The organism is Nocardia sp. NPDC055165, assembly GCF_053606985.1.
In genome coordinates, this window is record NZ_JBSGSS010000014.1 from 148,515 (window position 1) to 172,791 (window position 24,277).

General features: G+C 68.5%; 24 protein-coding genes. 8 read left to right on the forward strand and 16 right to left on the reverse strand.

Annotated elements, in window-relative coordinates:
* Window positions 1-257: 257 nt before the first annotated feature.
* Window positions 258-1,835, forward strand: coding sequence for a carboxylesterase/lipase family protein (locus ACWFRF_RS26195; protein WP_378993501.1), 1,578 nt, complete (start codon window positions 258-260; stop codon window positions 1,833-1,835).
* On the opposite strand, the gene ACWFRF_RS26200 is transcribed toward ACWFRF_RS26195, so the two are convergent.
* Window positions 1,828-2,202, reverse strand: coding sequence for a winged helix-turn-helix transcriptional regulator (locus ACWFRF_RS26200; protein ID WP_387447539.1), 375 nt, complete (start codon window positions 2,200-2,202; stop codon window positions 1,828-1,830). The two genes, ACWFRF_RS26195 and ACWFRF_RS26200, sit on opposite strands and share 8 nt — an antisense overlap.
* 67 nt (window positions 2,203-2,269) lie before the next feature.
* On the opposite strand from ACWFRF_RS26200, the gene ACWFRF_RS26205 reads away from it, so the two are divergent.
* Entirely contained in the window at window positions 2,270-2,920 is a 651-nt protein-coding gene (locus ACWFRF_RS26205; protein ID WP_378993503.1) for a nitroreductase family protein, read from the forward strand.
* Window positions 2,921-2,978: 58 nt separating this feature from the next.
* Here ACWFRF_RS26205 and ACWFRF_RS26210 read toward each other — a convergent pair whose 3' ends face one another.
* The 3 genes from ACWFRF_RS26210 to rfbD are packed head-to-tail and all read right to left on the reverse strand — an operon-like array spanning window position 2,979 to window position 5,862.
* Complete coding sequence (locus ACWFRF_RS26210; protein ID WP_378993504.1) at window positions 2,979-4,058, reverse strand: mannose-1-phosphate guanylyltransferase; 1,080 nt, start codon at window positions 4,056-4,058, stop codon at window positions 2,979-2,981.
* 35 nt (window positions 4,059-4,093) lie between these two features.
* Window positions 4,094-4,999 carry a glycosyltransferase family 2 protein gene (locus ACWFRF_RS26215; RefSeq protein ID WP_379317961.1) on the reverse strand — a complete coding sequence of 302 codons (906 nt, stop codon included), beginning with the start codon at window positions 4,997-4,999 and terminating at the stop codon, window positions 4,094-4,096.
* A gap of 11 nt (window positions 5,000-5,010) precedes the next feature.
* Window positions 5,011-5,862: a dTDP-4-dehydrorhamnose reductase gene (gene rfbD, locus ACWFRF_RS26220; RefSeq protein WP_452452735.1), complete on the reverse strand. Its 852-nt coding sequence runs from the start codon at window positions 5,860-5,862 to the stop codon at window positions 5,011-5,013.
* Between the two features lie 226 nt (window positions 5,863-6,088).
* On the opposite strand from rfbD, the gene ACWFRF_RS26225 reads away from it, so the two are divergent.
* The 3 genes from ACWFRF_RS26225 (at window position 6,089) to ACWFRF_RS26235 (ending at window position 9,659) form a co-directional block, all read left to right on the forward strand.
* Window positions 6,089-7,510 carry an LCP family protein gene (locus tag ACWFRF_RS26225; RefSeq protein ID WP_378993568.1) on the forward strand — a complete coding sequence of 474 codons (1,422 nt, stop codon included), beginning with the start codon at window positions 6,089-6,091 and terminating at the stop codon, window positions 7,508-7,510.
* A 3-nt stretch (window positions 7,511-7,513) separates the two neighbouring features.
* Window positions 7,514-8,227 (forward strand): TIGR03089 family protein, encoded by a 714-nt coding sequence (locus tag ACWFRF_RS26230; RefSeq protein WP_379317333.1) that lies wholly within the window; start codon window positions 7,514-7,516, stop codon window positions 8,225-8,227.
* A 103-nt stretch (window positions 8,228-8,330) separates the two neighbouring features.
* Window positions 8,331-9,659, forward strand: a complete 1,329-nt coding sequence (locus ACWFRF_RS26235) for a cytochrome P450 (RefSeq protein WP_378993569.1) — start codon at window positions 8,331-8,333, stop codon at window positions 9,657-9,659.
* Window positions 9,660-9,728: 69 nt separating this feature from the next.
* Here the strand turns inward: ACWFRF_RS26235 and ACWFRF_RS26240 are convergent, their stop codons facing one another.
* Both ACWFRF_RS26240 and ACWFRF_RS26245 read right to left on the reverse strand, forming a co-directional pair.
* Entirely contained in the window at window positions 9,729-10,427 is a 699-nt protein-coding gene (locus ACWFRF_RS26240) for a response regulator (protein ID WP_378993508.1), read from the reverse strand.
* Window positions 10,424-11,977 (reverse strand): ATP-binding protein, encoded by a 1,554-nt coding sequence (locus ACWFRF_RS26245; RefSeq protein WP_452452737.1) that lies wholly within the window; start codon window positions 11,975-11,977, stop codon window positions 10,424-10,426. Before ACWFRF_RS26245 ends, ACWFRF_RS26240 begins: the two co-directional genes overlap by 4 nt.
* 98 nt (window positions 11,978-12,075) lie before the next feature.
* Here ACWFRF_RS26245 and ACWFRF_RS26250 point away from each other — a divergent pair, with 98 nt between their 5' ends.
* A complete protein-coding gene (locus ACWFRF_RS26250) occupies window positions 12,076-13,452 on the forward strand; it encodes a cation:dicarboxylate symporter family transporter (RefSeq protein ID WP_452452738.1) in 1,377 nt (458 codons plus the stop codon).
* 72 nt (window positions 13,453-13,524) lie between these two features.
* On the opposite strand, the gene ACWFRF_RS26255 is transcribed toward ACWFRF_RS26250, so the two are convergent.
* Together ACWFRF_RS26255 and ACWFRF_RS26260 are read right to left on the reverse strand one after the other, a co-directional pair.
* Complete coding sequence (locus ACWFRF_RS26255) at window positions 13,525-13,743, reverse strand: DUF4287 domain-containing protein (protein ID WP_378993511.1); 219 nt, start codon at window positions 13,741-13,743, stop codon at window positions 13,525-13,527.
* A gap of 73 nt (window positions 13,744-13,816) precedes the next feature.
* On the reverse strand, window positions 13,817-14,233 hold the full coding sequence (locus ACWFRF_RS26260; protein WP_378632546.1) for a DUF4267 domain-containing protein: 417 nt from the start codon (window positions 14,231-14,233) through the stop codon (window positions 13,817-13,819).
* 109 nt (window positions 14,234-14,342) lie between these two features.
* On the opposite strand from ACWFRF_RS26260, the gene ACWFRF_RS26265 reads away from it, so the two are divergent.
* Both ACWFRF_RS26265 and ACWFRF_RS26270 read left to right on the forward strand, forming a co-directional pair.
* A complete protein-coding gene (locus tag ACWFRF_RS26265) occupies window positions 14,343-14,930 on the forward strand; it encodes a TetR/AcrR family transcriptional regulator (RefSeq protein WP_452452741.1) in 588 nt (195 codons plus the stop codon).
* A 123-nt stretch (window positions 14,931-15,053) separates the two neighbouring features.
* A complete protein-coding gene (locus tag ACWFRF_RS26270; RefSeq protein ID WP_452452743.1) occupies window positions 15,054-16,523 on the forward strand; it encodes a phytoene desaturase family protein in 1,470 nt (489 codons plus the stop codon).
* Here the strand turns inward: ACWFRF_RS26270 and ACWFRF_RS26275 are convergent.
* From ACWFRF_RS26275 to ACWFRF_RS26310, 8 genes are all read right to left on the reverse strand, one after another.
* Window positions 16,514-17,467, reverse strand: a complete 954-nt coding sequence (locus ACWFRF_RS26275) for a cation diffusion facilitator family transporter (protein ID WP_378993514.1) — start codon at window positions 17,465-17,467, stop codon at window positions 16,514-16,516. The genes ACWFRF_RS26270 and ACWFRF_RS26275 overlap by 10 nt on opposite strands.
* Before the next feature lie 169 nt (window positions 17,468-17,636).
* Entirely contained in the window at window positions 17,637-18,551 is a 915-nt protein-coding gene (locus tag ACWFRF_RS26280) for a cation diffusion facilitator family transporter (RefSeq protein ID WP_452452745.1), read from the reverse strand.
* 105 nt (window positions 18,552-18,656) lie between these two features.
* Window positions 18,657-19,874: a mannose-6-phosphate isomerase, class I gene (manA, locus tag ACWFRF_RS26285; protein WP_452452746.1), complete on the reverse strand. Its 1,218-nt coding sequence runs from the start codon at window positions 19,872-19,874 to the stop codon at window positions 18,657-18,659.
* A complete protein-coding gene (locus tag ACWFRF_RS26290) occupies window positions 19,874-21,094 on the reverse strand; it encodes a tobH protein (protein WP_378993517.1) in 1,221 nt (406 codons plus the stop codon). The genes manA and ACWFRF_RS26290 overlap by 1 nt, the downstream gene beginning before the upstream one ends.
* Before the next feature lie 136 nt (window positions 21,095-21,230).
* On the reverse strand, window positions 21,231-22,610 hold the full coding sequence (locus tag ACWFRF_RS26295) for a phosphomannomutase/phosphoglucomutase (RefSeq protein ID WP_378993518.1): 1,380 nt from the start codon (window positions 22,608-22,610) through the stop codon (window positions 21,231-21,233).
* Window positions 22,611-22,662: 52 nt separating this feature from the next.
* Window positions 22,663-23,040, reverse strand: a complete 378-nt coding sequence (locus tag ACWFRF_RS26300; protein ID WP_378652435.1) for a DUF3499 domain-containing protein — start codon at window positions 23,038-23,040, stop codon at window positions 22,663-22,665.
* Window positions 23,041-23,190: 150 nt separating this feature from the next.
* Window positions 23,191-23,673 (reverse strand): metallopeptidase family protein, encoded by a 483-nt coding sequence (locus ACWFRF_RS26305; RefSeq protein WP_194826429.1) that lies wholly within the window; start codon window positions 23,671-23,673, stop codon window positions 23,191-23,193.
* A gap of 124 nt (window positions 23,674-23,797) precedes the next feature.
* On the reverse strand, window positions 23,798-24,031 hold the full coding sequence (locus ACWFRF_RS26310; RefSeq protein ID WP_133733920.1) for a WhiB family transcriptional regulator: 234 nt from the start codon (window positions 24,029-24,031) through the stop codon (window positions 23,798-23,800).
* Between the last annotated feature and the right edge of the window lie 246 nt (window positions 24,032-24,277).

The following is a 24,277-nucleotide window of genomic DNA, read 5'->3' on the forward strand; positions in this document are numbered from 1 at the left end:
TGGCGGCCGACCTCGGTCCACCCGGGAGTGGTGGGCAGGGGCGGCATCCGCCGCCGAACCCGCGTCACGACCGCCGGGTGTCGGCGCGGAACGGGACTTTCGCGTGTACCGCGGAGTAACTGTTACCTGCGGAAATGGCGCGTAGGGCACGCGTTCGGGCGGTATCCACGTACGCTCGTAGGAAGTCACCAGGTGCTGCGACCAGCGGGAGCAAATACACAGGCACCCGTGCGGTCGTGCCGGCTAGGAGGTGTGCGATGAGCATTCAGCCCGATTTCGACCCGGACACGCGGACCCGTGATGCCGACCCACTGGCGGAGACCGAGTACGGCACGGTCGGTGGAACCTGGGATGGACCGGTCGCCGTATGGCGCAGCATTCCCTACGCCGCCGCTCCCGCCGGGCCCGCTCGTTTCGCGAAACCCGAACCCCCGAAACCCTGGGACGGCGTGCGCGACTGTGTGGTGTTCGGCGATATCGCACCGCAGGCCATGGGTGCGATGGTGCCGGTGGATTCCGACCTGCAGATGGGCGAGGACTGTCTGTGGGTCAACGTCTGGTCACCGCGGCCCGAGCCCAGCGACGACGCACCGCGTCCGGTCATGGTCTGGGTGCACGGCGGCGCCTACTGCCTCGGCACCGCCGCCCAGACCATCTACGACGGACGCAAGCTGGCCGAGGCGGGCGACGTGGTCGTCGTCTCGGTGAACTACCGCATCGGGGTGTTCGGCTTCCTCGACCTGTCCTCGTTCGGTGAGCAGTTCACCGCGAACCTCGGCCTGCACGATCAGCTCGCCGCCCTCGCGTGGGTGCGAGACAATATCGCCGCCTTCGGTGGTGATCCGGGCAACGTGACCCTCTTCGGTGAGTCCTCGGGCGCGGGATGCGTCACCGCGCTGCTCACCTCGCCCGCCGCGGCCGGGCTGTTCCACCAGGCGATCGCCCAGAGTCCGCCCGCTACCACGGTTTTCGGGCAGGAACGGGCGGCGGTCGTCGGACAGCGCTATCTCGAGCTGCTCGAACTCGGGCCCGGCGAGGCGAATCGGTTGCTGGAATTGCCGATCGAACAGCTCGTCGAGATCGGGTCCGTGCTGCTGGACGAGGTGCCCATCAAGGAACCGGGCAGGCTCGCCGCGGCACCGGTCGTCGACGCGGACCTGTTGCCCGGCTATCCGATCGACCGATTCCAGCAGGGGCATTCGCATCGGGTGCCGTTGCTGATCGGCACCAATCGCGATGAGGCGTCGCTGTTTCGGGTGCTGCGCTCACCGATCATGCCGGTGACGCCCGACGCGGTGAACGCGATGCTGCGCGACGTCGCCGCCTCGCATCCGGAGATGTCGCCCGAGCGGATCGCCGAGATCACCTCCGCCTACCCTGACCTCACCAAAACCCGTGGCGCACTGGCGATGTCGACCGACGCGGCCTTCCGGATGCCCGCGGCCTGGGTTGCCGAGGGGCATGCCCAGCATTCGCCGACCTGGATGTACCGCTTCGACTACGCCACCCCGATGTTGAAGGCGGCCAGGGTGGGAGCCGGTCACGCCACCGAATTACCGTATGTATTCGGCAATTTCGGCACCTTGAACCACGACCCCACCTTCTGGCTCGGTGGACGCAAGGCCTCGGTCGCGGTCTCGGGCCGCATGCAGCGTCGCTGGCTGGCCTTCGCCGAACACAGTGTCCCCGCCGCCATCGACGGCTCCAAACACTGGCCCCGCTACCGCCCCACCGCCCGCACCACCCTGCTGATCGACACCATCGACCGCATCGTGGACAACCCCGACGCCGACCTCCACACCGCCTGGGGCGACCACGCCGTCGGCTTCAGCTAGACCCGGCGCGAGCGCGTTCGATCTCGTTGATGTGGGTCTCGGTCCACTGCCTCAGGGCGGTGATCGGCTCGGCGAGGCTGCGACCCAGCGCGGTGAGCGCGTAGTCGACCCTGGGCGGAATCGTGGGATACACCGTGCGGGTGACGAATCCGTCGGCCTCGAGACTGCGCAACGTCTGGGTGAGCATCTTCTGGGAGACGCCCTCGATGCGCCGGCTGAGGTCGGTGTAGCGCTGCGTGCCGTCGAGGAGCGCGTCGATCACCAGGATCGTCCATTTGCCCGCGATGTGATCGAGCACCTGCCGGGTCGGGCACTTCGCCGAGTAGGCGTCGGCGGGCAGACCCGAGGACTCCACGAAGGTTGTCATCGGGGGATAGTAACGCACTATTTAGTGCCTACTTCCCAATGGAGAGTGACTCTCTGATAGTGGGTGCATGACATCGAAAACTCTGTCGGTCGCCGAAGCGATCCGCACCCGACGCACCGTCCGCCACTACCGCCCGGATCCGGTTTCGACGACCGATCTCGAGGTGCTGCTCGATCTCGCCATCGAGGCGCCCACCAGCTGGAACTTGCAGGATCGCGCCATCGTCGCCATCACGAGCGAGGCAGGTCGGGCCGGTCTGGCCTGGGCGACCGGTGACCAGCCCCAATCGCGGGAGGCGCCACTGATGCTGGTGTTCGTCGCCGAACCGGAGTCCTGGCGCGCGGACCATCGCGACGTCTACGACCAGGCTCGCGGCAACGGCGCGTGGACCGAGGAGTTCATCGAGATGTTCGCCTCGGCGTCACAGGAGTTCCAGACCGATCTCGCGCGGCGCGGGCTACTGCGTGAATACGCGGTCAAGGACGCCATGATCGCGGCGACCTACGTGATGCTGGCGGCCACCGAGCTGGGGCTGGCCACCGCACCGATGAACGGCTGGGACGAAGCGAAGGTGAAGAAGACGATCGGGATCGGCGACCGTGACGATCTCGCGATCGCGCTGCTGCTGGCGGTCGGTCATCCGGCCGAGCGACGCGAGCATCCGGGCCGCCGGGCCAGGGAGCGCAATGTCTTCCGTGAGGCGTATGGGCTCGCGTGAACAGCACGACGCCGGGTCGCCGGCCGAGGGAATCGGCGGTGACCCGGCGTCGCGAGGATCAGACGTCGGTGGAGAAGCGGATGCCGCCGTCGGGGATGACCACGCCGGGCCACACCCGGGCGCCACGCAGGAGCTCGCAGCGGGCGCCGACATGGGCGCCGTCACCGATCACACCGTCGCGAACCAGTGCGCGGGGGCCGATGCGGGCACCGAAGCCGATGATCGAGCGTTCGACGGTAGCGCCCGCCTCGACCACCGCGCCGTCGAAGATCACCGCGCCGTCCAGTCGCGCACCCGCGCCGATTTCCGCGCCGCGCCCGACCACGGTCCCGCCGATCAGCAGCGCGCCCGGTGCCACACCCGCGCCGGGGTGGACGAGGGACTCGCCACGCTGGCCGGGCAGAGCGGGGGAGGGAGCGATGCCGCGGACCAGGTCCGCGGAGCCGCGCACGAAGTCCTCCGGGGTGCCCATATCGCGCCAGTAGGAGGCGTCGACGTGGCCCTGGACCCGGGCGCCCTCGGCCAGGAGCGCGGGGAAGACCTCGCGTTCCACCGAGACCGGGCGACCCGTGGGGATCTTCTCGATGTACTCGCGGCGGAACACGTAGCAACCCGCGTTGATCTGGTCGGTCGGCGGATCCTGGGTCTTCTCCAGGAACGCGGTGACCCGGCCGTCGTCGTCGGTCGGCACGCAACCGAAGGCGCGCGGGTCGCTGACGCGGACCAGGTGCAGGGTGACGTCGGCGTTGGTCGACTCGTGGGTGTCGAGGATCGCACCGAGATCGGTGCCGCCGAGAACGTCGCCGTTGAACACCATCACGTTGTCCGCGCGCAGCTTGGGCAGCACATTGCGGATACCGCCGCCGGTGCCGAGCGGTTCGGTCTCGGTCACGTACTCCAGGTCCAGGCCCAGCTCCGAGCCGTCACCGAAGTGCTCTTCGAAGACCTCGGCCTTGAAGGACGTACCGAGCACCACGTGGGTGATCCCGGCTTCGGCGATCCTGGCCAGCAGGTGGGTCAAGAACGGCAGCCCGGCTGTCGGCAGCATGGGCTTGGGCGCCGAGAGGGTGAGCGGACGCAGCCGCGTGCCCTGTCCGCCGACGAGGATGACCGCGTCGGTGCCTGCATTGCCTGCCATCGAGTTTCCCCTGTTCACAGTGGACCGGTACCTACTCAGGCTCCGGTTCGCGCTTGCTCACGCAGCGCCGATCGAACCGCAATCTTGGAGCGAACCGCAAGTCCGGCCCGCAACGCGCCCCGCAACGGTGCCTGCCACCAGTGCGGATGCCGGTCCGCCTGGAAGCGGTAGGCGCTGGCGTGGTGGGCGGGCAGCATCAATTCGGGATGCTTGCCCGCGGCATGACCCTTGGCGTGGGTCACCTCGGCGTCCGGGACGAATACATTGTGCCAGCCCGCCTTGCCCATGCGGTCGCCGAAGTCCACGTCCTCCATGTACATGAAGTAGCGCGAGTCGAAACCGTCGATGGTGTCGAAGGCGGCGCGGCGCACCAGCAGGCAGGAGCCGGACAGCCAGCCGACCACCCGCTCGGAGATCTGCTCGTTCTCCTGGCGGTAGCGCACCGACCAGGGGTTCTTCGGCCAGACCGAGCCCAGGATCGCGTGCCCGGCGCCATCGGCGAGGCCGGGGACCCGGCGTGCGGACGGGTAGATGCTGCCGTCGGGCTCACGAACCATCGGCCCGATCGCGCCCGCCCGCGGCCAGCGTGCGGCGGCTTCGAGCATCTTGTCGATGGAGTCGACGCCCCAGCGGATGTCCGGGTTGGCCAGGATGACGAATTCGATGGACGGATCGATCTCGGCGACGGCCCGGTTGATGGCGCCGCCGTAGCCGATATTGCCGCCGGTGTGCAGCAGCGTCACGTGCGAGTTGGCCTCGGCGACGAGTTCGGGGACGCCGTCGGTCGAGCCGTTGTCGGCCAGGATCACCTGCGGCTTCTCGCTGGTCGCGTCGGCGAGAGTGGTGATGAAGTGCTCGAGGTGCTCACCCGGTGAATAGGTCACCGTGACCACGGCAAGGCCGGCGGTGGCTGGAGAATCGGCTGCGTCTGCTGCGTTCACGACTGCGGAGCCTAGTCGGACAACCGGCGCAGTGTGTCGGTGAGTGCGATACGCCAGGGGCGCAGCGGGGTGAGGCCCGCCGCGTTCCAGGCGGCGGGGGACAGCACCGAATACGCCGGGCGCGGTGCGGGTCTGGGGAATTCGCTGGACGCGCACGGCAGTACCCGGTTCGGGTCGGCGCCCAGGTCGGTGAAGACCGCCGCGGCGAGGTCGAACCAGGTGGCGGTGCCGGAATTGGTGGCGTGCAGCACACGGGGGGCGTCGGGGCGGGTGCTCAATTCGAGCAGGCCCGCGGCGAGATCGGCGGCGCTGGTGGGAGAGCCGAGCTGGTCGTTCACCACGGTGACGGTGTCGCGTTCGGCCTCCAGCCTGCGCATCGTCGCGACGAAATCCCCCTCGACACCGGAATAGACCCAGGCGGTGCGCACGACCTGGGCGCCCAGCGCGAGCACCGCCTGCTCACCGGCGAGCTTGGATCGGCCGTAGACGGTGCCCGGTCCGGTGGGGTCGTCGGGTTCGTACGGAGTGCGAGCGGTCCCGGGGAAGACGTAGTCGGTGGACACGTGGATCAGCCGCGCGCCCGCCGCGGCGCAGGCGGCGGCCAGGACGCCCGGTCCGGTCGCGTTGGCGGCGAAGGCGGCGTCCACGTCGGTTTCGGCGGCGTCGACCGCGGTGTAGGCCGCGCAGTTGATCAGTACGGCCCCCGAAGTGAGGACGGCGTCGACGGTGGCGCGGTCGGTGATGTCGAGTTCGGCCCGTCCGAAGCCGCGCGCCTCGGGTGCCAGGCGCAGGATCTGTCGCCCCAGCAGACCATGTGCGCCGGTTACGATCAGGTGAGCGGGGGCGGGGAAATCGACGTTCACGCGGCCAGTCTGGCACGCCGGGGCACGTGCGGTTGGGCCCGAGTGTGGTAACTGTTGGTTAGCCTGTGATGGCCGGTGTCCTCGGACGAGCCCGGGTTAACGACAAAGGCGGAGTTTGCCGGGGGAAGAGCGGGCCGGGCGCGGAGTTCGTCGAGAGGATGCACGAGTGCGAGAGTCGACAAGACCGGTCAGCGCGCCTGCGGGCACCTTCGGTCCGGCCAAACTGATGGTGGCGATTTCGGCGGTGCTGGTGCTGGCACTCACCGGATTCGCCTGGCGCAGTGTCGATAACCTGATCGCCAACATCGACCGGATCGGCGGCCTCGGCCTCGGCGGTGAGCGCGACGGCGCTGTCGACATCCTGCTCGTCGGCGTCGACAGCCGCACCGACGCACACGGCAATCCACTCACCAACGCCGAACGCGCGATGCTGCACGCGGGCGACGAGGTGGGCACCAACACCGACACCATCGTGCTGATCCGCGTGCCCAACGACGGCCGTTCGGCCACCGCGATCTCCATCCCGCGCGACTCCTACGTCGATGTCGGCGGCCAGGGCAAGGCCAAGATCAACTCCGCGTACGGCTCGACCAAGGAGACCGAACGCGCCGAACTGCTCGCCGACGGCAAGTCCGAGGCCGAGGCCGAGCGTGAGTCGACCAAGGCGGGCAGGCAGGCGCTGATCAAATCGGTCGCGACCCTGACCGGCATCACCGTCGATCACTACGCCGAGGTGAGCCTGCTCGGCTTCGTGCTGCTCACCGACTCGGTGGGCGGTGTCGAGGTGTGCCTGAACCAGGCGGTGGACGAACCGATGTCGGGCGCGGACTTCCCGGCCGGGCGTCAGCGGCTGGACGGTCAGGAGGCATTGAGTTTCGTGCGCCAGCGCCACGATCTCGAACGCGGTGACATCGACCGGATCGTGCGTCAGCAGGTGTTCATGGCGCAATTGGTCGGCCAGCTGCTCAACGCCAAGACCCTGGCCAATCCGGGCAAGCTCAGCGAGATCAGCGAGGCGGTCGGGCGTACCGTCGTGCTCGACGACGACTGGGACGTGCTGGCCTTCCTGCAGCAGCTCAAGGATCTGTCCGGCGGCAAGGTGGAGTTCGAGACCATTCCCGTCTCCGACCTCAACAGCATGACCTCGGCCGGAGAGTCGGTGGTGAAGGTCGACCCGAAGACGGTGCAGAGGTTCGTCGCCGGTCTGGTGGGGGAGGAGAAGAAGGAAGAGGAAGACACCGCTCCGAAGATCGATACCTCGACCGTGACGGTGAACGTGCTCAACGCGGGCGGCGCCACCGGACTCGCGGGCAAGGTGTCCACGGCCCTGACGGGAAAGGGATTCCGGGAAGGCACGGTCGGCAACTACACCGGCGGCAGCGTGAGCTCGAGCCGCGTGCTGGCCGCCGACGCCGACGACCCGAAGGCGGCGGCGGTCGCGCAGGCGCTGGGTGGCTTGACGGTGGTCGCCGACAAGACGGTGTCGGCGGATACAGTGAGCGTGGTGTTGGCGAGCGACTATTCTGGTCCCGGCTCGGCCGCGGCAGGCATGTTCGATCTCGACGCGACATCCTCGGCGACCGCGACACCGATACCGCCCGCCCCGCCGATCGACGCAGGCCAGAACGGACCGAAATGTGTGAATTGACCCATGCGTGAGCCGAATTCGACCCTGACCGACGCCCTCCTCGACCCCATTCTCGAACGTGATCCCGCCGGACCGCGCGTCACCTGGTACGACGACGCCACCGGTGCGCGGATCGAATTGTCCGGGCTGACGCTGGCCAACTGGGCCGCCAAGACCGCGAACCTGATCCGCGACGAATTCGCGCTCACCCCGGGCGCCAGGGTCGCGGTGCTGTTGCCCGCGCACTGGCAGACCGCCGCGGTGCTGCTCGGTTGCTGGTGGGCCGGTACCGAGGTGGTGCTCACGCCCGATCCCGACGCCGACCTCGCGCTGGTCACGCCCGACCGGCTCGACGACGCCGACGGTGTCGACGAGGTGGCGGTGCTGTCGCTGGACGCCATGGGGACGCCGGTGCGCGACCTGCCGGTCGGAGTCACCGACTTCGCGACCGCGGTGCGCGTGCACGGCGATCAGTTCCTGCCCGGTGGATTTCGGGCCGCGCTCGACGGCCTCTCGGTGCCGGAAGTGCTGACGATGGCCCGGAAATCCGCTGCGCTGCAAGATTTTTCCGCTGGCGACCGAGTGCTGTCGAGTACGCCGTGGGAGACGGTGGAAGAGCTGATCGACGGCTTCGTCGCGGTGTTGTTCGCCGGGGCCTCGCTGGTGCAGGTCGTCAATCCCGATCCCGCCGGTGTCGAACATCGGGTCGTCACCGAGAAGGTGACCGTCCGGCGCTGACTCCTACCCAGGTATAGGTTCGGGTCCACCTGGGGGACGTGTCGCGTGTCACACCCCGTCCGTACTGTGGAAGCAAGACTTCGGCAGAGTGGCAGGGGTGGCGATGATTGCGAAATACTGGGTTCGATGGTCGGCCGAACACGGGGCGCCGCGCGCGATTCTTCGCTGGCAGGCGCGTCGCGGCGATCCGTTCTCGACGTTGCTCAGCGGTCAGCGGGGCCTGCACGATCCGTATCCGCTGATCGATGAACTGCGTGGTCGCGGCGGATTGATCAAGACGTCGGTGTCCTATGCCACGTTCGATCACGCGCAGGTCCGAGCGATTCTGCGTGCCCCTGAATTCGGTGTGCGCCCTGCCCTCAACGCGGATCTGCCCGCCGCGTGGCGCAAGCTCGCCGGGGTGGTCACGGTGCCGCCCAACCCGGTCGAGCCGCCGTCGATGCTGGTCCTCGACCCGCCGGAGCACACCCGGATGCGCAAGCCGGTGGCGTCGGCGTTCACCCCGCGCGCTATCGCTCGGCTGCGCGAGCGCGTGGAGGTGGTCACCGCCGAACTGCTCGAGGCGATGCCCGCGAACGGCTCGGTCGACCTGATCACCGATTTCGCGGCCAGGGTGCCGATCGCGATCATCGCCGACATGCTCGGCTTCCCGCCCGCGGACCGCGAGATGTTTCTGCGCTGGGGCGACAAAGTGACCCCGTTGCTCGATCTCGGCACCTCATGGCGAACCTATCGAGCCGCGATGACCGCGATCGAGACCATGGACGACTACCTGGCCGACCACATCGCCACGTTGCGTCGCGCACCGGGCGAGGACATCCTGTCCACCCTGGTCCGCTCGGGTGATCTGAGTCTGCGGGAACTGCAGGCGGGCGCGAGTCTGCTGATGGGCGCCGGTTTCGAGACGACGGTCAACCTGATCGGCAACGCGGTCGCCGCGCTGTCGGCCCATCCCGATCAGCTCGCCCTCGCCCAGGACGATCCCGAACGCTGGCCCGACGTGGTGGAGGAAACGCTGCGGTTCGATCCGCCCGTCCAGACCACCGCGCGCCAGACGCTCGAGGATGTCGAGATCGATGGTGTGCGAGTGCGGGCGAACAGTACGGTGATCCTGTCGCTGGCCGGGGCCAACCGCGACCCGGCGGTCTTCCCCGACCCGCACCGCTTCGACATCGACCGCCGTAATGCCAAGGAGCACTTGGCGTTCAGTAGCGGCGTGCACTCCTGCCTGGGTGCGAGCCTGGCCAGGATGGAAGCGGTCCACGCCCTGCGCGCGCTCTACACCCGCTATCCGAATCTGCGATTGCGCGGCGAGCCGGTCCGTCGAAACCTGTTCACGCTGCACGGTTTCGAGCACATGCCGGTCGACCTGGGTCCGGTCGCGCGCATCTCGGCCCCCGATGACCTGGCGGGGGCGTCCCGTCCGGCCTGAGTCGGGTGCTCACCGACCGTCGGCCGGACTTTCGCGCCTGCCCGCACCGGGCCGAGCTCGGGTGCGCGGCTATGAGCTCGTACGCCAGCGGTAGCGGGTCTTCGGCCGGCCGGCCCGGCCGTAATCGGCGCGACGCTCGGCCAATCCGTCGTCGGCGAGCTTCTCGAGATACCGCCATGCCGTGATCCGCGAAACACCAACGGCCGCTGCGGCATCGGTGGCCGTGATGCCGGATTCGGCCGCGCGCACCGCGCGCGACACCTCTTCGAGGGTGTGCTGGACAACGCCTTTCGGTGCACCGGCCTTCTGGTCGGCGGTGCGCAGCGCACCGAGCGCGCGGTCGATGTCGTACTGCGACAGGGCCGCCTCACCCGCGGGCAGCGCGGTGTCGAAACCGCGGTAGCGTTCCAGCTTTTCCCGGAACGCGGCGAAGGTGAACGGCTTGAGCAGGTACAGCACCACGCCGTGCGCCACCGCGCTGCGCACCATGTTCAGCTCGCGCGCCGAGGTGATCGCGATGACATCGGGGCGCGGCTGGAGTCCGTTGAGCGCGGCGGCCACATCGAGGCCGCTGATGTCGGGTAGGCCGATGTCCATCAGCACCAGATGGAACGGATTGCCGTCGGCGATCGCCTCGGCCGCCACCCGCAGCGCGTCGCGTCCGGTGTGGACGACCCCACCGGTGACGAAACCGTCGAGCCGTTCGAGATAGGCCCGATGTGCCTGGGCGATCAACGGCTCGTCCTCGACGATCAGGACGCGGATCATGGTGTCTCCCTCAGCGGAATGCGAACGATGACCGCGCTGTGTGGTGCGGCCGTGGTGGTGATGGTGCCGCGATGTCGATCGACGAGGCGGTGCACCAGCGCGAGGCCGAGGCCCGCGTGGTCGGATTTCGTGGTGTAGCCGCGTTCGGCGGCCCGCGAGAACATCTGGGCCGACATGCCGGGTCCGCTGTCGGACACCTGGACCCACAGCGCGCCGTCACGATGGCACACCGACACCTCGACGCGCTTGTCGACGGTGCCCGCCGCCGCGTCGATCGCGTTGTCGATCAGGTTGCCCGCCAGGGTGACGGTCTCGTGCGCGGACAGTGGATCGGTGGAGTCCAGCGCGGTGTCCTCGCTGATCGCCAGGCCCACGCCACGTTCGGCGGCCTGGTCGACCTTGCCGAGCAGCAGCGCGGCCAGCGCCGCGTCGCCGACGGCGGCCAGCAGCCGGTCGATCAGCACCTGCGAGAGCTGGAGTTCCGCGGTCGCGAAGGCCACCGCTTCCTCGGGGCGGCCCAGCTCGACCATCGTCACCACGGTGTGCAGCCGGTTGGCCGCCTCGTGCGCCTGCGCGCGCAGCGATTCGGCGAAGCCGCGCACCGAGTCGAGTTCGCCGAGCACCGTGCGCAGCTCGGTCTGATCGCGGATGGTGAGCACGGTGCCGATATCGCGGCCCTCCCAGCTCACCAGGTCCTGGTTCACCAGCAGGATGCGGTCGGTGGTCACGTGCGTCTCGTCGCGCACCACGCCCCCGCTCATCTGCTGCAGCGAGACCGGCAGGTCGCTGCGCAGGACCGGACCGTCGGGCAGGTCGAGCAGGGTGCGCGCCTGATCGTTGACCACCTCCGCGGCCTCGGATTGGTCACCGAACACCACCAGTCCCTCGTGGACGGAGTGCAGTACCGCGTCGTGGTGCTCGTAGAGCGCGCGTAGTTCGTCGGGGGCCAGACCGTGGGTCTGGCGGCGCAGCCTGCGGCTGATCAGGAACGACGACAGCGCGGCCAGCGCGAGACCCATCGCGGCGACGCCGAGGATCAGTGGCAGCTGGGAGGCGACCTGGGTGCTGATCTTGGCTCGGGTGACACCGGCCGAGACCAGCGCGACCACCCGGCCGTTGTCGTAGACCGGGGTGACCGCGCGGATCGAGGGGCCGAGGGTGCCGGTGAAGGTCTCGGTGAGGGTCTGGCCCGCCAGGGCGCCGTCGATGCTGCCGACGAACGGCTTGCCGATCAGGTCGGGGTTGGTGTGGGTGTAGCGGGTGCGGTCGGGGGCCATCACGACGATGAAGTCCATGCCGGTGGCCGCTCTGATCCGCTCGGTGGTCGGTTGCAGCAGTCCGCTCGGGTAGGGCGAGTTCACCGCGGCCAAGGTCGACGGCGACCGCGCCACCGTGACCGAGACATCTCTGACCTGCATCTCCGCGGCCAGGTCATGGTCGCGCCGGGCATCGAGCACGGCCAGGATCGTGCCGATGGCGATCAGCAGCGCCAGCACCACCAGCTGCCATACGAAGGCCTGTCCCGCGAGCGACAGTCGTCCTCGTCGCACCTCTTGCCTCCGACCTGGATTTCTCGAACGTTATGCGCAGATATGAAACTTATGGACCAAAGTGACGGCCGTCACAATAGTTGCTCATGCTCGTCGGCATGAGTGATACCACCGCAGCGCGGAAACGCGACCATACCCACTGGCTGTACATCGCGGTGATCATCGCCGTCGTGGCCGGCGTCGTTGTCGGCCGGGTGGCCCCGGAATTCGGTCAGTCACTCGCGCCGCTGGGCACCGTGTTCGTGAACCTGATCAAGATGATGATCGCACCTGTCATCTTCTGCACGATCGTCCTGGGCATCGGTTCGGTGCGCGCGGCGGCCACCGTCGGCAAGGTGGGTGGGCTGGCCATCGGCTATTTCCTCGCGATGTCGACGGTCGCGCTCGGCATCGGGCTCGTGGTCGGCAACCTCATCGACCCGGGCGAGGGCCTGAACGTCGGCGCCACCGGAGCGGGCGCGAAATACGCCGATCAGGCGCACAGCGCGGGCGGCACCTGGGACTTCATCCAGAACATCGTGCCGACCACGCTCGTGTCCTCGCTCACCGCGGGCAGCGTGCTGCAGGCGCTGTTCGTCGCGCTGCTGGTCGGGTTCGCCGTGCAGGCGATGGGCGAGGCGGGCGCACCGATCCTGCGCGCGGTCTCGCTGGGCCAGAAGCTGGTGTTCCGGATCCTGTCGATGATCCTGTGGCTGGCGCCGATCGGCGCGTTCGGCGCGATCGCGAACGTGGTCGGCCGCACCGGCTGGTCGGCGGTGGTGCAGCTGGCGACGCTGATGATCGCGTTCTATCTGACGTGCCTGGTGTTCGTGTTCGGTGTGCTCGGCGTGATCCTGCGGATGGTCTCGGGCGTCTCGATCCTGAAGCTGTGCCGCTACCTGTCGCGTGAGTACCTGCTGATCGTGGCGACCTCGTCGTCGGAGTCGGCGCTGCCGCGCCTGATCGCGAAGATGGAACACGCGGGGGTGGAGCGCACCACCGTGGGTGTTGTCGTTCCGACCGGGTATTCGTTCAACCTCGACGGCACCGCCATCTACCTGACGATGGCCTCGATCTTCATCGCCGATGCCATGGGCAAGCCGCTCGAGCTCGGTGAGCAGTTCGGCCTGCTGCTGTTCATGATCATCGCGTCCAAGGGCGCCGCGGGCGTCACCGGCGCCGGCCTGGCCACCCTCGCCGGTGGCCTGCAGAGCCATCGTCCCGACCTGCTCGACGGCGTCGGCCTGATCGTCGGCATCGATCGTTTCATGTCGGAAGCCCGTGCGCTGACCAACTTCTCGGGCAATGCGGTGGCCACCCTGCTCATCGGCACCTGGACCAAGACCGTCGACGCCGACCGGACCCGGCGTGTGCTCGATCGTGAGCTGCCGTTCGACGAGGAGACGATGGTCGACGACCACCTCGACAACCACGTCGACGACCATCGCGTCGACATCACGAAACCTGTTCCGGCACAGGTGGTCGACGCGCAGTAAGACAGCCGAAAGGCCCCGCGACGAGATCGCGGGGCCTTTCGGCGGTGTCGGATCGTTCAGTTCCTGGACCGGCTAGATTCTGGACCACTTGCCGGGGTTGAGGTGGAACTGCACCAGGGCGGTGGCATGACCGTGGCCGAGGCCGTGCTCGGACTTCAGCCAGGTGACCAGAGCGGTGTGCCCGGTCGGCTCGGCCGCGTCGAGCAGGGCGAACCACTCGTCGACGGTGCGCCCGTACTTGGTCTCGATGGTGGGAAAGTAGGACGCGGGGCCGTGCGGCGCGTTCGCCATGGTGGTTCCTCCTCGACAGGTGATCGTTATCGGTGGAGACGGTGCGGCGGTGCGGAATTCATCGCTGCCGGGGTCATGCCGCGACGAGGGCGTGATCGGTGGTAGTCGAGCGGCGTTCGCGGATCAGCAGCACGCCGGCGAGCGCGACGAGTACGGCGGTGAAGCCGTGGACGCCGAACGCGGTGGCGGTGGAGCCGTGCCAGCTCAGGACGGTGGCCATGTCCCCGAACGGGGTGAGCGAGGTGGCCAGCATGGCGACGCCGAGCGCGAAGCGCTGTTTGGTGGCCAGCAAGCCGAGGATCACCAGGCCGCTCACCACGTCGCGGACGCCCTTGAGGTTCAGGAAGGCCACCGCGTCGCCCTCGGGTACGGCGGGGAGGCCGAAGCCCGCGGCCGTCATCTCCGGGGCGATGAGGTAGTTGATGCCGACGTAGATGATGAACAGGCCGCCGAGCAGGGAGAGAGCGGTGGCGATGCGCGAGGTGGTCATGAGGTGCTCCTGAATCTTGTTGCTTGCTCTGAAATCTAGCGGCGCTAGGTGTTGAGAGAACAATAACCTGATCCTCGCTATCTTGTCTAGCGTTGCTAGAATATCGAGCATGAGCACTCAGCAGCGCAAGGAACGCGAACGCGCCGAACGGCATCAGCGGATCATCGACACCGCGCGCGAGATGGCCGAAGCGGAAGGCTGGGACGCGGTCACCATCCGCAAACTGGCCGACCGCATCGAATACAGCCAGCCCGTGCTCTACAGCCATTTCGCGAACAAGGCGGCCATCGTCGGCGCCGTCGCCCTGCAGGGCTGCGTCGAGCTCGCCGAGCAACTGAGGCAGGCCCGCGAGGCGGCGACCACCCATTCCGAGGTGATCGCCAACGTCGCGCGCGCCTACCTCGACTTCGCCACCGCCAACCCGGCCCGCTACGACGCCATCTTCCAGCAGAAGACCGACCTCAACTTCGGCCTCGATGCCCCGCAGCCCCTGCGCGACGCCTTCGCGGGCCTGGAAGCGATGTTCTCCCCGTATGCGGAGGGCGACGATCTCGGTGCCCGCACCGAAGTGGCCTGGGCCTCACTGCACGGCCTGGCCACCCTCGACCGAGGTGGACGGCTACGCCCCGAACTGCGGGAACGACGCCTCACCCTGCTGGTCGACGGGACCAGCGAGGCGACAGCCGATCCGGCCTGAGCGAGGCGACGGCGCGTCGAACCGGCTGGGTGACCCAGCGCACCTGGACGGGCTCGTCGCTCCGCGTAGGTTGGAGGCAACGACGCAGGTCGGCAGAGCGGGGCGAGGGCGAAGGGACGGCGGATGGCGGAAGTCGTAGTAGTGGGGTCGGGGCCGAACGGTCTTGCCGCGGCCGTGATCGCCGCTCGCGCCGGGTTGTCGGTGCGAGTCCTCGAAGCGCAGGAGCAGGCGGGCGGCGGTTCGCGCACGGCCGAGCTGACCCTGCCCGGATTCCATCACGACATCTGTGCGGGCGCGCATCCGATGGCATTGGCATCACCGTTCTTTCGGGCTTTCGACCTCGAGGCGCACGGCGTCGACCTGCTCACCCCGACCGTCTCCTACGCGCACCCCCTCGACGGCGGGATCGCCGGATTGGCGTGGCGCAACATCGAATCCACCGTCGCCGACCTCGGCCGTGACGGTCGGCCATGGCGCGACCTGTTCGCGCCGCTGGTCGAGCACTGGCCCGATGTCGTCGACCTGGCCATGTCGGATCTGCGGCACCCGCCACTGCGCGTCGGCACCGGCATCAAGTTCGCGACCCGTCTGCTCGAACAGGCGTCCCCGCTGTCGGACAGCCGTTTCAGCGGTGACGTCGCGCCCGCGATGTTCAGCGGGGTGGCCGCCCACGCCATCACCTCACCGCGCGCCTTCCCCGCCGTGGGCGCGGCACTGCTGCTCGGCACTCTCGCGCACGCGGGTGGCTGGGTGATCCCGCGCGGTGGCAGCCAGGCCATCCCGAACGCGATGATCGCCGAGATCGAACGTCTCGGTGGCGAGGTGCGCACCGGGCACCGGGTCGACGATTTCGCCGAACTCGCCACCGCGCGCACGGTGCTGTTCGATACCTCGCCCGCCGAACTCCTTCGCATCGCCGGTGACCGTCTGCCCTCGCGATACCGCAACAGCCTCGGGCGTTTCCAGTACGGCAATGCCGCGTGCAAGGTCGACTTCGCCCTGTCGGGACCGGTGCCGTGGGCCGCCCCCGGCGCCGACCTGGCGGGCACCCTGCACCTGGTCGGCACCAGGGCGCAGGCGATGTACGCCGAACACCAGGTCGCCACCGGCACTTTCGCCGATCAGCCCTTCGTACTGGCCATTCAGCCCGGCGTGGTCGACCCCACCCGGGCGCCGGAGGGGCAGCACACCCTCTATACCTACGCCCACGTCCCCAACGGCACCGATCGCGATATCAGCGATCAGGTGATCGACCAGGTCGAACGTTTCGCACCCGGTTTCCGCGACCTGATCCTGGCGAAACACGTGACACCGGCGGCCTTCATGCCCGCGCACAACGCCAACTACATCGGCGGCGACATCTCGGCAGGGGCGATGACCACGCGTCAGACCCTGTTCCGGCCGCTCGCTCGCTGGAATCCTTACTCCACCCCGATTCCGGGCACCTACCTGTGCTCGTCATCGACTCCACCGGGTCCCGGTGTCCATGGGATGCCGGGCCTGCACGCGGCGCATCACATGCTGCGCAACCGATTCGGCATCGTCACCGACCCGCTCGACCTGTTGCGCGGCGAGGCGCCCGCCTACCGGTAGGGCTTCATCGGTGCGTCGTGGATCTTGTCGGGCTCGAACACATCGGGCTCGAGGTAGATCGTGCACGTATTCGGCACCGCGGCGTGAATGCGGTCGTCCGCGGCATCGATCACCTCGGCGACCTGGGTGATGTCGAGGCCCGCGTGCAGCGCGATCTTGGCGTTGATCAGCAGATCCTGGGGCCCGAGGTACTGCGTCTGCATCCGGATCACGCGCTCGATCCGCGGATCGGCCAGCAGCGCCGACCGAATCGCGGTGTCGTCCTTGGCCGTCGCGCCCTCACCGATCAGCAGACTCTTGGTCTCCACGATCAGGATCACCGCGTTCACGCCGAGCAGGATGCCGATGAACAGCGTGCCGACACCGTCCCACACCGGGTTGCCGGTGAGCACCGACAGACTCACCCCGGTCAGGGCGAACAGCAGGCCGATGATCGCGCCCGCGTCCTCGAGCAGCACCACGGGCAGTTCGGGATTGCGGGTGTGGCGGATGAAATACCACCACGAATTCTTGCCCTTCAGCGGCGCCGACTGCTTGCGCGCGGTACGGAAACTGGCGCTCTCCAGCACCAGCGACACCCCGAGGATCCCGATCGCCACCCAGGCCGACACGATCTGCTCCGGGAACCGGATCTTGTGGATCGCCTCGTTGATCGCGAACAGCGACCCCATCACGAACAGGACGAGCGCGACGACGAACGAATAGAAATACCGATTGCGCGAATACCCGAAGGGGTGCAGCGTATCCGCGGGCTGGTCGGCCCGATTGCGGCCGACCAGCAGCAGCGCCTCGTTCCCGGTATCGGCCACCGAGTGCACCGCCTCGGCCAGCATCGCCGACGAGCCGGTGATGAACGCGCCGATGAACTTCGCGACCATGATCCCCGCGTTCGCCCCGAGTGCGGCGAGGATCGCGATCTTGCTGTCTCCACCTTGCTCGGCCATATCGGAACGCTACCGCCGACACCGAGCCACGCACCGACCCCGGCACCGTGTCGTCGGCCCGGCGTTCTCGGCACGCCTCCGCCTCTGGACTGAGCGGAGGGTGCGACGAAGGAGTGCCCGGAGGGAGGGAAGAGGCGGAGTCAAGCGCCGAGAACCGCGGCGCCAGCCGCTATTTAACTCTGTACAGGTCGGGTTCCAGGTAGATGAGGCGGGCGGTGGGAACTGCTGCGCGCACGCGCGTCTCGGCGGCGTCGATCGCTTCGGCGACATCGGCGATGTCCAGGTTCGGCGCGAGGGCGACCTTCGCGGCGACCAGCATCTCGTCCGGGCCGAGGTACTCGGTCTTGAGGTGGATCAGCGAGGTGATCCTGGTGCCGTCGACCAGGTTCTCGCGGATCGCCCGACCCTGTTCGGGGGTGGCGCCCTCACCGATGAGCAGGCTCTTCATCTCCACGATCAGCACGATCGCGATGATGCCGAGCAGGACACCGATCGACAGGGTGCCGATGCCGTCGAAGATCGGGTCGTCGGTGACCATGGTGAGCCCGACGCCACCGAGGGCGAGCACCAGACCGATCAACGCGCCGGTGTCCTCGAGCAGCACCACCGGCAGCTCGGGGCTGCGCGAGTTGCGGATGAACCGCCACCAGCTCGCGTTGCCCTTGAGCGGCTTGGATTCGCGCACCGCGGTGAGGAAGCTGAAGGTCTCGAGGCCGATCGCGATCACCAGGATGACGATCGCGACGATCGGCTGACTCAGCTCCTCGGGGTGCTGGATCTTGTGGATCCCTTCGTAGATCGCGTACACCGACCCGAGGGTGAACAGCACCAGCGCCACGACGAACGAGTAGAAGTAGCGATTGCGGCCGTACCCGAACTGGTGCAGCTCGTCGGCATCCTTGGCGGCGGCACGCTGGCCGAACAGCAGCAGGCCCTGATTCGCGGTGTCGGCGACCGAGTGCACGCCCTCCGCCATCATCGAGGCCGAACCCGTGATGAACGCGCCGACGAACTTCGCCACCGCGATCCCCGCGTTGGCCGTCAACGCCGCGACGATCGCCTTCTTGCCACCACCAGCCGACATGCCGGCCCGCCCTTCTGTTCACTGAACACGACTCGCCACAGCCTAATCGGACACAGCGGCGAACCGGTCATCAGTCCCGTGCGGCACGGCCGCGGCGAAGGCGGTTCAGTTGTCGCCGACGCAGGCGCTGAACAACTGGGCGGGGCCGCGCAGCGCGCGCGCCTTGATGTCGGTGTCGGTAGCGGAGATCCAGGCCGCGCTGCCACGTTCGACGATGAGCGTGTGCCCGTTCTCGGAGAGTTCGAGCGTGCCCGCCGTGCACAGCACGATGCCGGGGCCCGCGTCGGCGAGCACGACCGGCTCGTCGTCGGCGCTGAGGTCGAAACGGCACAGGGCGAATTCCGGTGCGGGCGTGCGGTATCGGATACCGCCGTCGCTACTGGGTTCGGGTTCGATCACCGGCAGGTCGATCGGCTCGAAGTCCAGCACCCGCAGCAGTTCTGGCACGTCGACGTGTTTGGGGGTGAGCCCACCACGCAACACGTTGTCGGAATTGGCCATGATCTCCACGCCGACCCCGCGCAGGTACGCGTGCAGATTGCCGGCCGCAAGGAACAGCGCCTGGCCGGGTTCCAGGGTCAGCCGGTTGAGCAGCAGCGCGGCGAGGACACCCGCGTCGCCGGGGTAGACCTCGGCCAGTTCGAGCGCGGTGCGCACCTCGGCGGTGAACTCGCGCGCGCCCTTGGCCGACAGGTAGTTCACACAGCCCTCGAGCACCGTGGGCAGCAGCTTCGACAGCACGGCGGGCGGCAGCGTGATCCAGGTGGTGAACAGGGTGCGCAGACCGGCCGAATCGGGCTGGGCGGCAAGCAGTTCGGCGTAGATGTTGAGGCCGGGAACATCCAGCGCGCGCAACAGGTCGACGGTGCGGTGCGGATCGCGGAACCCGGCCAGCGCTTCGAAACGTTCGAGTGCGACAACGAGTTCGGGCTTGTGGCTGTCGTCGCGGTAGTTGCGCAGCGGCGAATCCAGTGCCACGCCGGTGCGGTTCTCGCGTTCGAAACCGGTACGCGCCTGCGCCGAACTCGGGTGCGCCTGGAGCGAGAGTGGTTCCTCGGCGGCGAGGATCTTCAGCAGAAACGGCAGCCGGGCGCCGAAAGTTTCGGCCGCCGGTCCCAATTCACCCGCCGGGTCGGCCATGAGGACCTCGAGCAGTGAACGTGTGCCCGAGCCGGTCTGCACGTGCGCGGGATCGGCCGGGTGCGCGCCGAACCACAGTTCGGCTTCGGGATGGGCCGATGGCACCGGCCGTCCGCACAGCTGAGCGAGCGCGGTGCGCGACCCCCATGCGTAAGAACGCAGCGCACCAACGAGTTCCTGCACTAGTAGCGTCCCCCGTCGTATCGATCCGGTTCGGGCGCGGCGGCACCGCGCGCACCGGTGAGTCGAAGATAGGCCGCGGCCATGTCGAGCCGCAGCGCGAGCACAGCCAGCTGCTCGAGTTCACTGCCGTGTCCGCCCCCTGCGGCGGAATCGGCAGCGGTGCGTTCGATCGCGGGTGCGGCGCCGGGGTCGGCGAGCTGGGATTGCAGCACATCGACATCGGCATGGACGAGATCGGCGTCGACCAGGCCCGCGCCCGCGCCTTCGAAGACCGCGAGCTTGCGCCGGGCGGCGGCCTGATCGGGATGCACGCTCAAGGCCAGCACCCGGACCCGGTCGACCGGTGCGGGACCGTCGAGTTCCTCGTCATGGAACAGCGGATCGAAGCCGGGCGCGGTGCCGCCGGTGGCAGCGGCCAGGCGCCCGACCGCGGCGACGGCGTCGGCGAGATCGGCGGCCGAAGCCAACCGGCCCGCGGACTGCAGCAGCACTTCGGCGCCGTGACCGGCCAGCTCCACCGCGGCGGGCGAGTCGCCCGCGAGGACGACACCCACACCGTGCATCCGCGCGGCGAGGGTCTTGGCCGGGTTGTGGAAGACCTCGTTGGTCGGGCCGTCGCGCAGTGCTTCGGCGTCGAGCATGTCGGCCAGCGCGGTGAGATCGGGCGTGGCCGGGCCGCTGCGCTGGGCGTCGACCCCACGCAGGACGGCGATGCCGACGGCGAGGAAACGCAGCAGCCGATTCTGGTCGAGAACGGGCACCCGCGGTTCGAGCACGATCGCGCGACCGGCGGCGACCGCGCGCAACGGACCCTCGTTGGGCGCGGCGATCACCACCTCGGCACTGCGGCGCAGCGCACGGTCGACGGCATCGATCAGCCGCGGGTCACCCGCGTCGTCGCCGGCCACCAGGACCACGTCCAGCGGACCGACCCACGGCGGCAGCGCGGTGACGGGCACGATCGGCAGCCCGGCCCGATCGCCGAGCGTGGCGACGAGCAGTCCGGCCGCGCGCGCGGCGCGACCCGATCCCGCGACCAGCACCAGGCTGCGCGGGCGCAGGTCGGAGAGCCGTTCGATGAGCGAGGTTTCGGCGACCGCCGCCGCGGTGGCCCGCACCTGGGCGCCGCCCGAGGCCGCCGAGCGCAGGGCGCCGCCGGTGTCGGCCGCCGCCAGTGACTCGGCATCGTCGAGGTCGAATACCGGTGTTCCAGCGATCATCGCCGAATCCACCTCCCCTCATCGCGCTGTGTCGTCTGTGACTCCACTATTCCAGCCGGGCACCGGCAATGCTCGTGATCTGCCGTCGCCGAATACCGGGCATGTGATTCCACGGGTACTGGTTTCATCTTCCCAGTCAGGCGCGGACGATGCTCAGGATCTCGGTCACGAGTGCGTTTACATCGTCGCGCGATCCGGCCTCGACATTGAGTCGAAGCAGCGGTTCGGTATTCGATGCGCGCAGGTTGAACCAGGCGTGGTTGCCCAGGTCGACCGTGACGCCGTCCATCCGGTCCACCGACTCGGTGCGGTCGGCGAACGCGGCGAGCACGGCGGCGGTGCGGTCGGCGGCGTCGGCGACGGTCGAGTTGATCTCGCCCGAGGCGGCGTACACGTCGTAGGCGGCCATCAGGTCCGAGACCGTCCGCTCGCCCTCACCGAGCGCGGCCAGCACGTGGAGCGCGGCCAGCATGCCCGAGTCGGCGCCCCAGAATTCGCGGAAGTAGTAGTGCGCGGAGTGCTCGCCACCGAACACCGCGCCGGTCGAGGCCATCTCCTGCTTGATGAACGAGTGGCCCACCCGCGTGCGCACCGGCTTGCCGCCCAGCTCCTCGACCAGCTCGGGCACCGCGCGCGAGGTGATCAGGTTGTGGATCACGGTCGCGCCCGGCTCCTTGGCCAGCTCACGCTGCGCCACGATCGCCGTGATCGCCGACGGCGACACGGGCTCGCCGCGCTCGTCGACGACGAAGCAACGATCGGCGTCGCCGTCGAAGGCCAGGCCGATGTCGGCGCCGCTGGAGCGCACCAGTGCCTGCAGGTCGACGAGGTTCTTCGGGTCGAGAGGGTTGGCCTCGTGGTTGGGGAACGAGCCGTCGAGTTCGAAGTACAGCGGCACGATCGTGATCGGGCCCAGGGTGCCGAGGACGGCGGGCACGGTGTGGCCGCCCATACCGTTGCCGGCGTCGACCGCGATGGTGAGCGGGCGGATCTCGTCGAGGTTCACCAGTTCGCGCAGGTAGTCCGCGTAGTCGGCGAGCAGATCGGTGCTGGTGGCGGTGCCGGGCGCGCCGTCGTAGGCGGGCACACCCTCGATCACCTCGGCCGCGATGGTCGCCAGCCCGGTGTCCTGCCCGACGGGCAGCGCGTTCGCGCGGCACAGCTTGATGCCGTTGTACTCGGCCGGGTTGTGACTGGCGGTGAACATGGCGCCGGGACAACCGAGCTTGCCCGAGGCGAAGTAGAGCTGGTCGGTGGAGGCCAGACCGATGTGCACCACATCGAGGCCCTGGGCCCGCACGCCCTGCGCGAACGCCTCGGACAGCGCGGGGGAGGACTCGCGCATGTCGTGGCCGATCACGACCCGGGTGGCGCCTTCTTCGCGCATCAGACGCGCGAAGGAAGCGCCGACATCGCCGACGAACGCCTCGTCGATCTGTTCGCCCACCACCCCGCGGACGTCATAAGCCTTGATCACGGCATTCACGAGTTCGCCAGAGCGCGCGAGGGTCGTCATGGGGCTAACCCTAGCGGGCTGCGCCGACTCTTCGGGATCCTGGCCGGACTAGCTACGGATCCGGCAGAACCCGTAGGTGGCCGCGGCGGCCCGTGCGCGCGGTGCGGGGGGCCGCGGCGGCGTTGTCGCGGTAGCCCGGCTGGTCGGCTTCGGCGGCGGGGCGGCGGCGCAGGCCCGCTTCGCGGACGGCTTCGGCCAGCGCGGTGAGGTCGTCGTCGTCCGGGGTGCTCGAGGAGAAGCCGCCTTCGTGGCGGACCAGTTCCCAGCCCTTGGGCGCGGTGATGCGGCAGGCGTGCGTTTCGCAGAGATCCCAGGAATGCGGTTCGGCGACGGTGGCCAAGGGTCCGACGACAGCGGTCGAGTCGGAGTACACATAAGTCAGCGTCGCTACAGCCGGGTTCTTGCAGCCGGGTCGGCAGCAACGACGCATAGGGATCACGACGTCGAGATTAGCCCTCCGCGGCCCGAAAGTGGATACGGACACGCCCTAATGGGCGAAGGCGGAGGTACGCATGATCGGCACGGCCGCGCAGCGTTCGTCGGTCTCGAGCGCACGGCCGGAGCGAAGGCGGAGGTACGCCTATTCGGGCTCGGGATCGATCAGATCGGGGTCTACACCGAGGTAGGTCGCGATCTGCTGGACGAGGACCTCGCGCAGCAACTCGACCAGATCGTCGGGATCGGCGGCCCGTAATTCCAGCGGCTTGCGGAACAACACCACTCTGGCCCGAGTGGCCGCACCGTGCCGGTCGACGCCCGCGGGGATCAGCCGCGACAGCGGCACCGGTCCGTCGGCGACCACCTCGTCCGGCCAGGTGACCGAATCAGGATGCAGTGGACGGATTTTCGGCACATCGTCGACGGCGATATCGAGCTTGGTGAGGCGATCGTGCCAGCGGGTGTCGAGTGGGGCGAACGCCTCGAGCACGAGCCGATCGAATTTCTGGCCCCTGGTGCGCCACGCGGGCACTGTCGGCGGAAGCATGGGGCCTCGGACTCCGCGGCCGCGGCGGGTCACCGAACGAGCGGTGGGTGCCGGAGAATGACGCCGGGAACGTGCCATGGGTCTTTCACCTCTCTCGCCTGCACCGTGAAGATCAACAAGGGCGTTCGCCCGGAGACACCGACGTACTGCGCCTGCGTGGCTCCGGGCCAGGCCTGGAGAGAGTCTACTTTCGAACAGTCACTTAACCGATTCCGCGCTTCAGCCTGCGACGCTCTCGTTCCGAGAGACCGCCCCAGATGCCGAAGCGTTCATCATGTGCCAGTGCGTATTCCAGGCACTGGTCACGTACTTCACAGCCCAAGCAGATTCGCTTGGCCTCACGCGTCGAGCCGCCCTTCTCGGGGAAGAACGCCTCGGGGTCGGTCTGAGCGCAGAGGGCACGTTCCTGCCACTGCTCTTCGATCGACTCGAACATTTCGTCGAAGCCCGTAACGACCAGACTCAGCCGGGGAGCCGCGACTTCGCTTACCACGTCCGGTTCCTGCCAGCTCATGTCAGCGCAGACAGCGTGAGCTGCGCCTGCTGTGGAATCGGTCGGCGAGACCAGATCTTCGGTCATCGTTCCGCCTCCTCACTATGTGTTAGCGCAGAATGATTCTTTCCGTCGGTCCGAATGAGATCTCCGACGGCCCAACACCGCGACGTAGTCTCGCGGGCTTCC

Bases quoted from the DNA above. Each gene is read 5' to 3' on its own strand.
- ACWFRF_RS26195 (WP_378993501.1), top strand. From the start codon at position 258: ATGAGCATTCAGCCCGATTTCGACCCGGACACGCGGACCCGTGATGCC.
- ACWFRF_RS26200 (WP_387447539.1), bottom strand. From the start codon at position 2,202: ATGACAACCTTCGTGGAGTCCTCGGGTCTGCCCGCCGACGCCTACTCG.
- ACWFRF_RS26205 (WP_378993503.1), top strand. From the start codon at position 2,270: ATGACATCGAAAACTCTGTCGGTCGCCGAAGCGATCCGCACCCGACGC.
- ACWFRF_RS26210 (WP_378993504.1), bottom strand. From the start codon at position 4,058: ATGGCAGGCAATGCAGGCACCGACGCGGTCATCCTCGTCGGCGGACAG.
- ACWFRF_RS26225 (WP_378993568.1), top strand. From the start codon at position 6,089: ATGGTGGCGATTTCGGCGGTGCTGGTGCTGGCACTCACCGGATTCGCC.
- ACWFRF_RS26230 (WP_379317333.1), top strand. From the start codon at position 7,514: ATGCGTGAGCCGAATTCGACCCTGACCGACGCCCTCCTCGACCCCATT.
- ACWFRF_RS26235 (WP_378993569.1), top strand. From the start codon at position 8,331: ATGATTGCGAAATACTGGGTTCGATGGTCGGCCGAACACGGGGCGCCG.
- ACWFRF_RS26240 (WP_378993508.1), bottom strand. From the start codon at position 10,427: ATGATCCGCGTCCTGATCGTCGAGGACGAGCCGTTGATCGCCCAGGCA.
- ACWFRF_RS26250 (WP_452452738.1), top strand. From the start codon at position 12,076: ATGAGTGATACCACCGCAGCGCGGAAACGCGACCATACCCACTGGCTG.
- ACWFRF_RS26255 (WP_378993511.1), bottom strand. From the start codon at position 13,743: ATGGCGAACGCGCCGCACGGCCCCGCGTCCTACTTTCCCACCATCGAG.
- ACWFRF_RS26260 (WP_378632546.1), bottom strand. From the start codon at position 14,233: ATGACCACCTCGCGCATCGCCACCGCTCTCTCCCTGCTCGGCGGCCTG.
- ACWFRF_RS26265 (WP_452452741.1), top strand. From the start codon at position 14,343: ATGAGCACTCAGCAGCGCAAGGAACGCGAACGCGCCGAACGGCATCAG.
- ACWFRF_RS26270 (WP_452452743.1), top strand. From the start codon at position 15,054: ATGGCGGAAGTCGTAGTAGTGGGGTCGGGGCCGAACGGTCTTGCCGCG.
- ACWFRF_RS26275 (WP_378993514.1), bottom strand. From the start codon at position 17,467: ATGGCCGAGCAAGGTGGAGACAGCAAGATCGCGATCCTCGCCGCACTC.
- ACWFRF_RS26280 (WP_452452745.1), bottom strand. From the start codon at position 18,551: ATGTCGGCTGGTGGTGGCAAGAAGGCGATCGTCGCGGCGTTGACGGCC.
- ACWFRF_RS26290 (WP_378993517.1), bottom strand. From the start codon at position 21,094: ATGATCGCTGGAACACCGGTATTCGACCTCGACGATGCCGAGTCACTG.
- ACWFRF_RS26295 (WP_378993518.1), bottom strand. From the start codon at position 22,610: ATGACGACCCTCGCGCGCTCTGGCGAACTCGTGAATGCCGTGATCAAG.
- ACWFRF_RS26300 (WP_378652435.1), bottom strand. From the start codon at position 23,040: ATGCGTCGTTGCTGCCGACCCGGCTGCAAGAACCCGGCTGTAGCGACG.
- ACWFRF_RS26305 (WP_194826429.1), bottom strand. From the start codon at position 23,673: ATGGCACGTTCCCGGCGTCATTCTCCGGCACCCACCGCTCGTTCGGTG.
- ACWFRF_RS26310 (WP_133733920.1), bottom strand. From the start codon at position 24,031: ATGTTCGAGTCGATCGAAGAGCAGTGGCAGGAACGTGCCCTCTGCGCT.